This is a genomic window from Kitasatospora sp. NPDC085464 (assembly GCF_044541955.1).
Classification (GTDB): domain Bacteria; phylum Actinomycetota; class Actinomycetes; order Streptomycetales; family Streptomycetaceae; genus Kitasatospora.
Genome location: NZ_JBITTM010000045.1, coordinates 67,359 through 80,496, shown reverse-complemented (window position 1 = coordinate 80,496; position 13,138 = coordinate 67,359). Strand labels below are relative to the sequence as shown.

Sequence of the window (13,138 nt, the reverse complement as noted above, 5' to 3'; positions counted from 1 at the left end):
CATCGGAATACGCATCCGAATACGTACCGGGAAATGCCGAGTACGTATCCCGGAGCCGAGTACGCATTCCGGAGTCCCGGGTAAGCATCGAGAGGAATCACGGGGGTGGTCCGCACCGTGCCTACGCACACCGTCCCGCCAGGCCCTGCCGACGACGTCGACATGGCGCTGATGAGGGAGTCGCCGCTCGACTTCATCACCGACCTGGCCCGCCGCTACGGCGACATCACCCGCCACCGTGCGGACGGCGACACCGTCTACCTGCTCAACCGTCCCGAGTACGCCAAGCACGTGCTCAAGGACAACGGCGCCAACTACACCAAGGAGGGCACCCCGGACGACGCCATGCTGCGTCCGCTGCTCGGCAACGGGCTGCTGACCAGCAACGGCGCCGACTGGGCCCGCCAACGGCACCTGACCGCACCGGCGTTCCGCCCGAGCGCGGTGCGCAGCTTCGACACCATCGTCACCGACGCCACCGCCGGCATGCTGGAGCGCTGGCGCCCGTCCGTCGAGTCCGGCGCCCCGCTGGAGGTGGACCAGCACTTCACCGCGCTCACCCTCGGCATCCTGACCCACGCCATCCTCGGCGCCGACATCGACGGCATCGGCGAGGGCTTCGGCCGCGCGGTGGACGCCGTCAACCGCTGCATCGGCCACTACGTACCGAACCCCGACCCCGACCCGGCCGACACCGCCCGCCGGTTCGCCGACTTCGGCCGGGCCCGGGTGTTCCTCAACACCGTCACCCGGACTCTGATCGCCTCCCGCCGCGCGGGCGGCAGCAGCACCGCCGGCGGCGACCTCCTGGACACCATGATGTCCGGCGACCACCTGGTCTCCGACGAGGACCTGCGCGACCAGGTGCTGACCATCGTGATGGCCGGCCACGAGACCACCGCCAAGTCCCTGACCTGGACGCTCTACCTGCTCGACCGCCACCCCGAGGAGCTGGCCAAGGTCCGCGAGGAGGTCGACCGGGTCCTCGGCGGCCGCCCGCCGACCGCAGCCGACCTCCAGGACCTGCCGGCCTGCCGCCGGGCCATCCAGGAGGCGATGCGGCTCTACCCGCCGGTCTGGCTGATCTCCCGCCGGGCCGTCGAGCACGACGTCATCGGCGGGTACGACGTCGAGCCCGGCACCCTGGTGTGCGTCAGCCAGTGGGTGCTGCACCGCCACCCCGACCACTGGGACGCCCCGGACGCGTACCGCCCGGACCGCTTCGACGGCGCCACCCTCCCCAGCCACCTCTACCTGCCGTTCGGCGGCGGCGACCGGATCTGCGTCGGACAGCACTTCGCGATGCTGGAGGCCGTCCTGGTGCTCGCCACGCTGCTGCAGTCGGTCCGGCTGGAACTGGTCGAGGGCTTCCCCGTGGAGCCCGAGGCCCTGGTCACCCTCCGCCCCAAGCACGGCATGACGATGATCGCGAGGCCCCGATGAGCACAGCCGTCCGCCCCGTCGGCGGGTCCTACGACCCGGCCCGCACCACCGGCGGCGGCCTCGCCGCCGAACTCGACCGGCTGGAGGCGCAGGCCGCGCTCTCCTTCCCCGAGGAGCTGCGCATCCTGCGCGAACTCGGGATGGGGGACGGCGCCGCCGAGCCCGGCACCGACGCCGGCGCCACCGTGCTCGAACTCGGCGCCGGGCCGGGCGCGGTGACCCGGCGGCTGCGCGCCGCGCTGCCCGCCGGGACGGCCCTGATCGCCGCCGACATCGACGGCGAGCTGCTCGCCCACGCGGCCGGCCCCGACGTCACCCTGCTGGTCGCCGACGGCGCCGACCTGCCGCTGCCGGACGCGAGCGTGGACTTCGTCCTGCTCCGCTACGTCCTGCAGCACGTCCCCGACCCGGCCGCCGTCCTGGCCGAGGCCCGCCGGGTGCTGAAGCCCGGCGGGCGGGTCGCCTGCACCGAGGTCGACTCCGCGCTGTGGGGCGCGGCCGAGCCCTCGTACCCCGAACTCGCGGGCGTGCACGCCAAGATGGCGGCCGCCCAGCGCGCCGACGGCGGCGACCGGTCGATCGGCCGGCGGCTGCCCCGGCTGCTGCGCGCGGCCGGCTTCGACGAGGTCGTGCTGCGCCCCTTCGCCACCACCAACGACGACCACCCCACCGACGCCTTCGCCCCCCAGCTCGGGCCGCAGCGCCTGGAGCCGCTGGTGGCCCGGGGCGTCCTCTCCCTGGCCGAACTCGCCCTCGCCGCGGACCGCTGGAACCGCTTCCGGTCGGACCCCGACGCCTGGGTGATGCTGCTCGGCCTCACCGCCGCCGCGACCGCACCCGCGGGCCGCGGACCGCAGGAAACCGCCTGACCACACCGAGAACCGCAGCCCCGGAAGGAATCGCCATGCACCCCAAGGTCAAGATCTTCATCACCATCTTCTGCTACATCAGCGCCGTCGCCGGCCTGATCACCGCCGTGATGGACGCCAGCCACAAGCCCGCCCAGACCACCGACGCGGTCGTCGCCGGCGTGCTCGGCGTCGCCTTCCTGCTGGGCGGTCTGGCGCTGACCCGGAAGCCGCGCTACTGACGGTGGTGTCGACGCCGGGTCGCTTAGCAGCACAACGGGTCGGGGGGTAGGGCTTCGAAAAGCCCTACCCCCCGACCCGTTCCCGCTACCGGCTAGCGCGACCGGCGCAGCGGGTTGATCACCCCGAACGCCCCGGTCAGCGTGGACGGGTCGACGAAGGAGCCGCCCGGCCCGTGCGTGCGGCGGAAGTTGTCGACCAGCCCGCGGAACGACGGGTCCACCGTCACCCGGTACGCGGCCAGCAGGTTGACCCGCTCCGGCGTGGACAGCTCCTGCTCGGCGCGCAGCTGGTGGCTGCGGGACAGGTGGTACATGCCCTCGACGGTGTACCCGGCGTCCAGCCAGCCCTGCCACAGCCCGTCGCGGTCCGCCTCCTGCCCGGCGAAGTACGCCAGGGCGCGCGGCCGCGGCTCGGTCGGCGCGGCCGTGGCCGGCACCGGCTCGGCGCGCAGCTCGACCCGCCGCCCGCACAGGTACAGCACCGCGACGCCCTTGCGCACGCAGAAGTTGAGCGCCTCCGCGGCCTGGTCGACGACCGCCTCGGCCTTGTCGTTGAGCGAGGTGTTGCACAGGATCGGCACCCCGGTCGCCGCCCGGAACGCGTCCAGCGCCCGGTGCAGCCGCGGGTTGGACTCGGCGGTGACCGTCTGGTGCCGGGCCGAGCCGTCCAGGTGGACGATCGCGGGCACCAGCTCCCGCACCTCCGGGCGGACCTGGACCGCCTCCAGCATGTACGGCGACTCGCGGTCCGAGGCGAACCACTCGCCGGTGTGCTCGGCCATCACCATCGGTGCGACCGGGCGCCACCACTGGCGCCGCTTGTACGCGTTCAGCAGGTCCTTGACCTTCTGCGAGCGCGGGTCGCCGATCAGGCTGCGGTGGCCCAGCGCACGCGGCCCGAGCTCCGCCCGGCCGTCCACCCAGGCGATCACGCCGTCGGAGACGTCGGCGACGAACCGCTCCGCCTCGAAGTCCGTCACCGATGCGATCCACGGCGCGAACTCGGCCAGCGCCTCCTCGACGTCCATGACGTCCCGGCCGTAGTACGGCGAGACGATCCGCAGCCCGGAGTCCGCCAGCGCGCCGGCCCCGTAGAGGCCGAGCAGGCCGAGGCCGATGCCCTGGCCGGAGTCGTTGGCGCACGGCGGGGTGACCAGGCCCTTGAAGCCGAACCGGTCCATCAGCAGCGTGTTGGTGGGGCAGTTGAGCGCGTAGCCGCCGCTGGTGGACAGGTGGGTGTCCTCGGCGCGGATGCCGCCGACCTCCAGCAGCCGCTCCACGTTGCGGATCGCGACGCCCTCGCAGCAGCGCTGGACGACCTTCATCACCGCGCTGCGCAGGTGGTCCTCGCGGCTGAGCGAGTCGTCCAGCTCGACGCCGGCCAGCTGCTCCTCGGCGGCGGCCACCACCGCGCGGACCAGGTCGTGCGCAGCCTTCCACGGCTGGGTGGCGGAGCCGCCGAAGAAGGTGACGTCCGCGATCGCGGCCTCGGCGTCGAACTCGATCGCCGCGGTCGAGGCCGTGGCCAGCGCCATCAGCGAGCCGGGCTCCAGGCCGAACACCGTCTCGGCGGCGGTGTACAGCGGGCCGGGGGACTCCACCGGCTCGAAGGTGATCCGCCCCTGCTTCACCACGCAGCCGGCGTACCAGTAGGTGTTCGGACGGCTCTCCTGCGCGTAGTCGGGCAGCGCGTCGATCGCCATGCCGACGATCTGCCCGTCACGGAACAGCGGGAGGTCCCGCAGCACCCCGCTGAACAGGTGCGCCAGGCTGTGCAGCGGGAACTCCTCCGCCCCGGCGGGCTTCGGCACCGGCTGCGCCTTCGGCAGCCCCGGCGTGCCCCAGGTCGCCGTCACGTCGTCGAGGGTGAGCCCCTCCTCGGCCAGCAGTGCCGACAGGAACGCCTCGGCCCGGCCCTCGGTGTACAGCGGCCAGAAGTGGTGCTTCTGCCCGCTGACCCGCTCCAGTTCCCACACCCGCACCAGTTCGACGTCCGCGTCGTCCCGGCGCCACAGCGCGACGTTCTGGTCGTGCCGGACCGAGAAGACCGCACCCGGCCCCGGCGGCGTGAGATAGGCGGAAAGGAAATGCTCGGCCACGGTTACCTCTTCTTCCTCGGTCTGCCCAGGAGGAGGTAATTCCGGCCCGTTCGCGAGGGGATTCCCGCACCCCGCCCAGGGCCGGCCGCCTGCCCCCGGCACCAGCGACTACGCGGCCATTCGACCACGCCCGCCGAGACCCGGTACATACTGAAATCCCCCTTTACGCACGCCGCGTACGCATGCGCAGCGCCCCGTCGGCGGCGCTCGCCGACGGGGCGGGGACGGGCGTGAAAGGGGACGGGCGTGAAAGGGGACGGGCGGGAATGGGGACGGGCGGGAGTGGAGCGGAGAGCGGACGGGCGGCTACCGGGCCCGCGGTTCCGGGCCCAGGCCCGCGAGTTCCAGCAGGAACGCCTTGACCTCGGTGGCTTCCAGGGCGTCCCGGGCCGCCGTGCCGTCGCTGCAGAGCAGCACCGGCCCCTCGTCCGGGTGGGCGGGCAGCCGCCCGTGGCTGCCGCGGACCGGGGACGGGTCCAGCGGCACGACGTCCATCCGGTAGCGCAGGCCGAGCTTCTTGCGCAGCAGGGCGCCGCCGGCCCGCAGCCGGGCGGTGCGGTCGGCCGGGTCGAAGAACAGCTCGGCCGGGTCGTAGCCGGGCTTGCGGTGGATCTCGACGGTGGGCGCGAAGTCCGGGGCGAGGGCGTCGTCGAGCCAGTAGTAGTAGGTGAACCAGGCGCGGGGGGCGGCGACGGCGACGAGGTCGCCGGAGCGTTCGTGGTCGAGGCCGTGCTCCTTCTTGGCCGCCTCGTCCAGCACGGTGTCGATGCCGTCCACGCCTTCGAGCAGCTCCTGCACGCGGTCCCGGTCGGTCCGGTCGCGGACGTAGACGTGCGCGAGCTGGTGGTCGGCGACGGCGAACGCCCTGGAGGTCCACGGGTCCAGGTACTCCATGCCGTCCTGGGTGTGGACGTTCAGCAGGCCCGCCCGGCGCAGCACCCGGTTGATGTCCACCGGCTGGTCGACGGCGGTGATGCCGTACTCGCTGAGGACGACGACCGTGACGTCCTGCGCGGCGGCGTCGGCCAGCAGCGGGCGGAGCGCCCAGTCGATCTCGGCGGCCGCGTCGGCGGCCTGGGGGGAGTCCGGGCCGAAGCGCTGCAGGTCGTAGTCCAGGTGCGGTACGTAGACCAGGGTGAGGTCGGGGCGGTGATCCCGGAGGATCTGCCGGGAGGCGCCGACGATCCACTGCGAGGAGGGCAGTCCGGCCGTCGGCCCCCAGTAGGTGAAGAGCGGGAACTCGCCGAGCCTGGCCGTGAGTTCGTCGTGCAGGCCGGGCGGCCTGGTGTAGCAGTCGGGCTCCTTGCGGCCGTCCGCGTAGTAGATCGGGCGGGGGGTGACCGTCCAGTCCACGTCGGCGCCCATCGCGTACCACCAGCAGACGTTGGCGACGGTGTACCCGGGTTTGCGCCGGCGGGCGGCGTCCCAGAGCTTGTCGCCGCCGACCAGGGCGTTGTGCTGGCGCCACAGCAGCACCTCGCCGAGGTCGCGGAAGTACCAGCCGTTGCCCACGACGCCGTGGCCGGCGGGGAGTTCGCCGGTGAGGAAGGTGGACTGGACGGAGCAGGTGACGGCGGGCAGGACGGTGCCGAGCGGGGCGCTGAAGCCGCGGTCGGCGAGTCCGGCGAGGGTGGGCATGTGGCGGAGCAGGGCCGGGGTTAGCCCGACCACGTCCACCACCAGCAGCCGTTTCATGAGTCCGTCTCCTTGAGTCCCAGGCGCTGCAGTTCGACGCGCGTCCAGTCGAGTTCCTCGGCGATTCCGCCGACCGGGTCGGGTGCCCCGGCGGTTGCGCCGACCGTGCGGGCTGCGGCGGACGCGTCGGGCGCCCGCCGTTCCGGGCCTGGCGGCAGCACCGGCCAGGTGTAGGTCTCGACCTCGATGTGGTCGACCGCCGCCCGGGGGCCGCCCAGCAGCAGGCCGAGCGTCTCCCGGAGCACCGGGCCGGTGCTCGCCAGCGGCGCGGCCGGTTCGGCACCCAGCGGGACGTGGAAGTGGACCCGCCAGGGGTGCTCCCCCGGCAGCGGATCCGGCCCGGCCAGGGCCTGGTCCAGGTCGTCCCGGCGCAGCAGGCCGTCCGCGCCGGGCTCGCGGGTCTGGTGCAGGAACCGCGGCTCCGCGTACGGCTCCAGGGCGGTGCGCCCGGCGGCGCTGCGCGGGCGGTCCGCGACGAGGGCGGCGGACGCCTGCAGCTTGACCACCTCCAGGCCGGCCGCGGCGAGCCGGTCGAGCGCGGCGGCCGGCTCCTCGTGCTCGACCGCGAGGTGGCAGGCGTCCAGGCAGACGCCCAGGTGCGGGCCGGCCGCGTCGGCGAGCTCGCGGACGGCGTCGGCCGTCGACTCGACGACGCAGCCGGGTTCGGGCTCGAACCCGACCCGCAGGAGGCGCCCGGTGCTCCCGGAGATCCGGGCGAGCTCCCGGGCGAGCCGGTCGAGCTGCCGGCGGGCCGGGTCGGCGTGCCGCGGCGTCCAGTCGGCGCGCCAGCCGAGCGGGAGGGTGGAGATGCTGCCGCGCCGGGCGTCGTCCGGGAGGAGTTCGGTGAGCACCCGGGCCAGGTCCAGGGTGTAGCGCAGGCGTTCCGGGTCGGCCCAGTCCGGCCGGTACACCCGGTGCTTGACGACGGCCCCGCCGAAGCCCCGGTAGGGGAAGCCGTTGAGGGTCACCACCTCCAGGCCGCGGGCTTCGAGGTCGGCGCGCAGGCGGCGCAGCGCGGCGCCGTCGGCGAGGAGTTCGTCCAGGACGGGGCGGGCCAGCCAGAGGCCGAGGCCGAGCCGGTCGACGCCGAGGCGTTCGCGGACCGGCTCGCCGTACCGGCCGAGCTGGTCCCGGACCCCGGCCAGGTCCTCCGCCGGGTGGACGTTGGTGCAGTAGGCGAGGTGGACGGTGGTGCCGTCCGGGTGCCGGAAGCGCACGGGCTACCGCACCGCCCCGGGCGCGGGTGCGCCGCCGCGCAGGACGGAGTTGCCCTCGTGCAGCCCGGTGGCGTCGACGGCCGGCTCGCTGAGGTCGAGGCGGCCGCTCTGCCCGTAGAAGGCCACCGGGTTCTCCCAGAGCACCTGCTCGACGTCGGCCTCGGTGAACCCGGCGAGGAGCATGGTGTCGCCGACCTTCCGGGTCTTCAGCGGGTCGCTGTTGCCCCAGTCCGCCGCGGAGTTGACCAGCATCCCGGTGAGGCCGTACTCGGCGAGGATCGCGGCCATCCGGGGCTCGTCCATCTTGGTGTCCGGGTAGACGGAGAAGCCGGCCCAGCAGCCGGAGTCCCGCACCATGGCGACGGTGACCTCGTTGAGGTGGTCCAGGACGACCAGCGCGGGGTCGATGCCGGACTCGCGCACCACGTCCAGGGTGCGGCGGGTGCCGGCCGCCTTGTCGCGGTGCGGGGTGTGCACCAGCACCGGCAGGTGGTGCTCCACCGCGAGGGCGAGCTGGGCGGCGAGCGCCTCGTCCTCCTCGGCGGTCATCGAGTCGTAGCCGATCTCGCCGATCGCCACGACCTGGTCCTTCTCCAGGTAGCGCGGGAGCAGGTCCAGGACCTCGCGCAGCCGCGGGTCGTTGGCCTCCTTGGGGTTGAGGGCGAGGGCGCAGTGGTGCCGGATGCCGAACTGGGCGGCGCGGAAGGGCTCCCAGCCGATCAGGGCGTCGAAGTAGTCGACGAAGCTGCCGACGCTGGTCCGCGGCTGGCCGAGCCAGAACGACGGCTCCACCAGGGCGCGTACGCCCGCGGCGCTCATCGCCGCGTAGTCGTCGGTGGTCCGGGAGGTCATGTGGATGTGCGGGTCGAAGATGCGCATGGCGGTGGGTTCCTTCGGTGCGGGGAGGCCGGGCGGGTCAGGACACTCGGTGGGCGTGCAGGACGGACTCGATGTCGGCCGGCACGGCCCGGCCCGCGGCGCGCCGCTCGGTGCCGAAGTCGTCCAGCATCCGCAGGAGTTCGGTGTCCGCACGGTCGGCCAGGCCGGCCACCAGGGCCAGCGGGACGCCGGTGAAGACGCACTTGAGCACGGCCTGCCGCCAGGCGGCCTGGTCCAGCCGGCGGGCGGCGTAGTCGCCCAGCGCGGCGGCGATCAGGCGCAGGTCGTTGGTGCGCAGGGCGTCCCGGACCAGGGGCAGCGCGCCGTCGCCGAGGCCGTACGGGCCCGCCCCGGGCAGCTGCTCGTCCGTGGTGCGGTGGTCGAGCACGCTCAACGCGCGCAGCACGGCCCGGCGTTCGGCGGTGTCGCCGCCCCGGTACAGTGCGGTCAGTTCGGCCACCAGTGCCTCGCCGCGCAGCGGCAGGGCCGCGAGCAGCAGGGTGCGGACGGCGTCCTCGACCTGCCAGCGGGCCAGTGGGTGGTCGGCTCCGCCGCCGCGGCCGGCCGGCTGCAGGTCGCCCCGGCCGCCGTGCCGGGCGGCGCCCGGGAAGGCCGTGCGGACCGCTTCCGGTCCGGCGGCCGCCGCGGCCAGCCGCCCGCGCAGCCAGTCGTCGGCCTGCGGCGTCAGCCGGTCGGCCAGCGCCTCGCGCAGCCGGGTCGTGCTCCATTCGGGTTCCGTCATCGCGCCGTCTCCATCGTCATCGCGGGCCGGGCGGCGGCCGCGCGCAGGAATTCCAGTGAGCGCCGGGCCACGCCGGGGCCGTCGTGGCTGTGCCGCGGCAGTTCGACGCTGATCAGCCCGCGGTAGCCGGCCGCGCCGAGGGCGGCCAGCACCGGCGGGAAGTCGATCTCGCCGTGGCCGAACTCCAGGTGCTCGTGCCGGCCGCGCCGCATGTCCTCGATCTGGACGTTGACCAGCCGGTCGGCGACCAGGTCGACGCACTCCGGGATGGACCGCGGCTCCAGGCAGCGGCAGTGGCCGATGTCCAGGGTGATCCCGAGCCGGCCCGGTGCACCGGCCCCGTCCAGCCGGGCCAGCAGCCGCCGGGCGGAGTCGAGGGTGTCGACGAACATGCCGGGTTCGGGTTCGATGCCGACCACGACCCGCTGTTGCTCGGCGGCCCGCAGCACCGGCTCGCAGCCGCGCAGCAGCCGCTCCCACAGCAGCCCTTCCGGGACGCCGGCGGGGGCGGTGCCGCTCCAGAACGAGACCGCCTCGGCGCCCAGTTCGGCGCCGATCCGCACCGCGGTGGTCAGCAGCCGCACCCGGCGTTCGGCGCCCTCGTCGCTGAGCATGGTCGGCTGGTGCTTGCGGCGGGGGTCGAGCAGGTAGCGGGCGCCGGTCTCGACGACCACGGCCAGTCCGAGCCGTTGGAGCAGCGCCGCCGTCCGCTCCACCTCGTGGACGAGGCCGGGGGCGAGCGGGTCGAGGTGGGCGTGGTCCAGGGTCAGCGCGACCCCGTCGTAGCCGAGGTCGGCGAGCAGGCGCAGCGCGTCCGGGAGCCGGTTGTCGGTGAGTCCGTTGGTGCCGAAGCCGAAGCGCGGGGGCGGCGGTCCGGGGTGCCGGTGCGTCATGTCGGGGACACCTTCCGGGCGAGGCGGCGGGCCAGCGACACGGCGAGGACGGGCGCCAGGGCGACGCCGCGGGCGCCGGCGGCGGCGGACAGCGCGGCCTGCAGCGGCGCCATCGCGTGGATGCCGGCCCCGACGGCCCGGCGGACCCGCACCGGGGAGGGCGCCCGGACGGCGGCGAGCTGGGCCGGGGCGGCGGTGGCGAGGTAGCCGGCGGTGAGCAGGCCGGTCAGCGCCCGCCCGGCGGCTCCCCGGCGGCGGCCGAGGGCGAGGACCGTCCCGGCGACGAGGCCGCCGGCCGCCAGGGTGGCCCGGGGCAGGGCGGGGGTGGCGCCGTGGACCTCGCGCCGGCTGAGCACGGTCAGCGCCGCGGTGTGCCCGGCCAGCACCAGCGCGGACGGCAGGGCCGCGCGGACCCGGCCGCTGCCGGCGGCGCCGGAGAGCACGTCCAGGCCGCGGGCGGCCGCCATCGCGGCCGGTCCGGCCGGGGTGTCCTTGAGCACCAGGTCGTAGAGCCAGACGGTGCCGGCCAGCGGGACGGCCACCCGCAGCGCGGCGGCGCCGCCCGCGGCCGCGGCCAGGGCGAACCCGGCGGCGGTGAGGCCGGTGGCGACGGCCAGCGCCGTCCCCGGGGTGACCCGCCCGGACGGGATCGGCCGCTCGGGCCGCTCGACGGCGTCCAGCTCGCGGTCGGCGTAGTCGTTGAGGGCCATCCCGCCCCAGTAGAGGCAGACCGAGGAGGCGGCCCGCAGGGCGGTGCGCGGCCCGGTGGGCAGGCCGGCCGCGGCGGCGCCGAGCAGGACGTCGCCGGGCACGGAGAGCGCGGCGGGCGCGCGGACCAGCTCCAGCAGGTCGCCCACCCCGGTCGGTGCGGGAGCGACCGCCGGGCCGGTGGCGGCGCCGACCGCCCCGGGCCCGGCCAGGAGGAGGCTCACCGCACCGCCTCCGGTCCGAGCGCCCAGTCGCGCAACCGCTGGTACTGCGCGGCGAGTTCGTGGGTGGTGCCCGCGACCGGGTCCTTGAAGAAGAACCCCAGCTCGGCGACCGGCCCCGCCACGCCTCGGCGGTGGGCGAGCGCCGCGAACCGGGCCAGGTCGAGGACCAGCGGCGCGGCCAGCGTCGAATCACAGCCCTCCCAGGTGAACTGGAGCGTCATCCGCACCCCGAGGAAGCCCTCGAAGCCGATGTGGTCCCAGGCCGTCTTCCACTCGCCGAGCGCCGGCACGTTGTGGATGTGCACGCCGCCCTCGACGGGGTGGCCGAGCGTCTCCTCCAGGACGCGCCGCTTGGAGCCGACCTTGCTGCGGGCCCGGTCAGGCTCGGCGAGGGCCGCGCCGTCGCCGCCGCCCAGCAGGTTGGTGCCGGACCAACTGCGCACCCGTAGCGCCCGTTTGGCGAACATCGGGGCGAGCACCGACTTGACCAGGGTCTCCCCGGTCTTGCCGTCGCTGCCCGCGTACGGCAGGCCGTTCTCCCGGGCGATCGCGTCCAGGGCGGGGATCCGGGCCCCGGTGGACGGGGTGAAGTCCACGTAGGCGCAGTCCGCCAGCAGGGCCGCGTACGCGTAGACCGCGCTGTAGGGCAGCGGGGCGCGGCCCGCGGCGAGGGCCTCGCGCAGGGCGCCGGGCGTGGCCCAGGCGGGGTCGGGGTCGGTGCTCGGCTCGGTGGTGGCGACGTTGACCACGACGACCCGGTCGAGGCGGTGGCGGTTCCGGAAGTCCCGGAGGTCCGCGGCGAGCCGGTCGACCAGTTCGGCCTGCGGGAGGTCGTCCCCGGTGGGGACGGTCCGGATCTCTTCCTCGGCGGCGGCCAGTTCGGCCGCCAGCGGCGGCAGCAGGACGCCCGGCAGCACGCCGGCGTCGACGAGCCGTTCGGCGCGTTTGGCCAGCGGTTCGGTGGCGGTGTCGTGCCCGCCGAAGACCAGCCCGTCGAAGCCGGGCAGGTCCAGTTCCGCGAAGTCCGGCAGGCTGCTGACGCAGCCGGTCGGTTCGGCGAGCCCTGCCGCGATCGCCGCCGCGCCGACCACCGCGGTGGTCGCCACCGATCCGCGGGCTCCGACCAGCCAGACGCCGGTCCTGTGCTGTTCCGTGTTCATCCTGGTCCTTCCGCTGCTGGGACCGCCGCCGGAGCGGCCGGGAGACGAAGGCCTGCTCCCCGGGGGTGCGCCCCCGGGGAGCAGGCCCCGTTCCCTGCCCGACGGCTGCGACTGCCCGTCAGATGCCGGGCGGGTAGGGGAAGCTGTCGTAGGCCGCGTCGATCTCCTCCGGCGACTTGTGCAGCCAGGTGCGGCGCAGCGAGCGCAGCACCTCCGGCGCGAGGGGCTCGGCCACGGTGTCCGTCTTGGGCTTGGCGGTGGACTGCACGGCCCAGGAGAGCGCGATCAGCGGGTCGACCTCGGCCCAGCGGTCCGCGTCGATGTCCAGGAACTGCATGGCGCGGACGAAGCCGTGCCAGGCGTGGAAGCCGACCGGCGGGTTGCCGTTCATGATGTGGGTCCGGCCGCCGGGGTTGCGGCGCGGGTCGTACAGCACGCCCTGGCCGAAGTCGACGAAGGCGCTGATCATCCGGTGCCGGTCGTGCGGGAAGAAGGTGTCGATGACGCCGAGCTGGGCCGTGGAGATCACGGTCAGCGCGTCCTTGAGCGGGCGGACCATGGCGATGAAGCTGCCCGGGTAGGTGCCGGCCTTGCGCTGGTCCTGGTAGGCCTTGACGATGGCCACCTCGAAGTCCTTGCCGAGCGCCGCCGCCAGCTGCCCGTAGGCGGCCTTGATCTCGGGGGTGGCCTTGAACCACAGCACCTCGTCGTACTGGTACCAGAACTCGTTGGCGTACGGGTCGCCGAGCATCCCGGGGACGTCGGGGAGGACGACGCGGTCCCGGCGGCGGGCCGGGGCGGCGGTGCCGGACGCCGCGGTCGCGGAGGCCGGGGCCGCGGACGCCGGGACGGCGGCGACGGCCAGGCCCGCACCGGCCAGGGTGACCGCGCCGGCGGAGAGTTTGAGCATGCGCCGACGGTCGATGGGCTGGGACACGGAGGTCTCCTCGTGTGGGACGTGCGGGCCGGGCGCCCGGGGCGCTCCGGT

The 13,138-nt window shown here is 74.8% G+C and carries 12 protein-coding genes; 3 read left to right on the top strand and 9 right to left on the bottom strand.

What is annotated here, in order from left to right; all coding sequences use genetic code 11:
• Nucleotides 1-117 precede the first annotated feature (117 nt).
• Genes ACIGG8_RS33010 through ACIGG8_RS33000 form a run of 3 tightly spaced genes read left to right on the top strand, consistent with a single transcriptional unit; the run spans nucleotide 118 to nucleotide 2,533 of the window.
• Nucleotides 118-1,443: a cytochrome P450 gene (locus ACIGG8_RS33010; RefSeq protein ID WP_396552342.1), complete on the top strand. Its 1,326-nt coding sequence runs from the start codon at nucleotides 118-120 to the stop codon at nucleotides 1,441-1,443.
• Nucleotides 1,440-2,312, top strand: a complete 873-nt coding sequence (locus tag ACIGG8_RS33005) for a class I SAM-dependent methyltransferase (RefSeq protein ID WP_396552341.1) — start codon at nucleotides 1,440-1,442, stop codon at nucleotides 2,310-2,312. The genes ACIGG8_RS33010 and ACIGG8_RS33005 overlap by 4 nt, the downstream gene beginning before the upstream one ends.
• A 35-nt stretch (nucleotides 2,313-2,347) precedes the next feature.
• Entirely contained in the window at nucleotides 2,348-2,533 is a 186-nt protein-coding gene (locus ACIGG8_RS33000; RefSeq protein ID WP_030245889.1) for a hypothetical protein, read from the top strand.
• A gap of 92 nt (nucleotides 2,534-2,625) precedes the next feature.
• Here the strand turns inward: ACIGG8_RS33000 and ACIGG8_RS32995 are convergent, their stop codons facing one another.
• The 9 genes from ACIGG8_RS32995 to ACIGG8_RS32955 all read right to left on the bottom strand — a co-directional run bounded on the left by ACIGG8_RS32995 (nucleotide 2,626) and on the right by ACIGG8_RS32955 (nucleotide 13,087).
• Complete coding sequence (locus ACIGG8_RS32995) at nucleotides 2,626-4,632, bottom strand: carbamoyltransferase C-terminal domain-containing protein (RefSeq protein WP_396552340.1); 2,007 nt, start codon at nucleotides 4,630-4,632, stop codon at nucleotides 2,626-2,628.
• 306 nt (nucleotides 4,633-4,938) lie between these two features.
• A complete protein-coding gene (locus ACIGG8_RS32990; RefSeq protein ID WP_396552339.1) occupies nucleotides 4,939-6,327 on the bottom strand; it encodes an alkaline phosphatase family protein in 1,389 nt (462 codons plus the stop codon).
• Nucleotides 6,324-7,544, bottom strand: a complete 1,221-nt coding sequence (gene eboE, locus ACIGG8_RS32985; protein ID WP_396552338.1) for a metabolite traffic protein EboE — start codon at nucleotides 7,542-7,544, stop codon at nucleotides 6,324-6,326. The genes ACIGG8_RS32990 and eboE overlap by 4 nt, the downstream gene beginning before the upstream one ends.
• A gap of 3 nt (nucleotides 7,545-7,547) precedes the next feature.
• Nucleotides 7,548-8,423, bottom strand: coding sequence for a TatD family hydrolase (locus tag ACIGG8_RS32980; RefSeq protein ID WP_396552337.1), 876 nt, complete (start codon nucleotides 8,421-8,423; stop codon nucleotides 7,548-7,550).
• Between the two features lie 37 nt (nucleotides 8,424-8,460).
• Nucleotides 8,461-9,165 (bottom strand): EboA domain-containing protein, encoded by a 705-nt coding sequence (locus ACIGG8_RS32975; RefSeq protein ID WP_396552336.1) that lies wholly within the window; start codon nucleotides 9,163-9,165, stop codon nucleotides 8,461-8,463.
• Nucleotides 9,162-10,058: a sugar phosphate isomerase/epimerase family protein gene (locus ACIGG8_RS32970; RefSeq protein ID WP_396552335.1), complete on the bottom strand. Its 897-nt coding sequence runs from the start codon at nucleotides 10,056-10,058 to the stop codon at nucleotides 9,162-9,164. The genes ACIGG8_RS32975 and ACIGG8_RS32970 overlap by 4 nt, the downstream gene beginning before the upstream one ends.
• Nucleotides 10,055-10,903: an SCO3242 family prenyltransferase gene (locus ACIGG8_RS32965; protein ID WP_396552344.1), complete on the bottom strand. Its 849-nt coding sequence runs from the start codon at nucleotides 10,901-10,903 to the stop codon at nucleotides 10,055-10,057. The genes ACIGG8_RS32970 and ACIGG8_RS32965 overlap by 4 nt, the downstream gene beginning before the upstream one ends.
• A gap of 83 nt (nucleotides 10,904-10,986) precedes the next feature.
• The gene (locus ACIGG8_RS32960; RefSeq protein WP_396552334.1) at nucleotides 10,987-12,150 is read right to left on the bottom strand and encodes an inositol-3-phosphate synthase; all 1,164 of its coding nucleotides are present in this window, start codon (nucleotides 12,148-12,150) and stop codon (nucleotides 10,987-10,989) included.
• A 118-nt stretch (nucleotides 12,151-12,268) separates the two neighbouring features.
• A complete protein-coding gene (locus ACIGG8_RS32955; protein WP_350526387.1) occupies nucleotides 12,269-13,087 on the bottom strand; it encodes a hypothetical protein in 819 nt (272 codons plus the stop codon).
• Nucleotides 13,088-13,138: the final 51 nt, after the last annotated feature.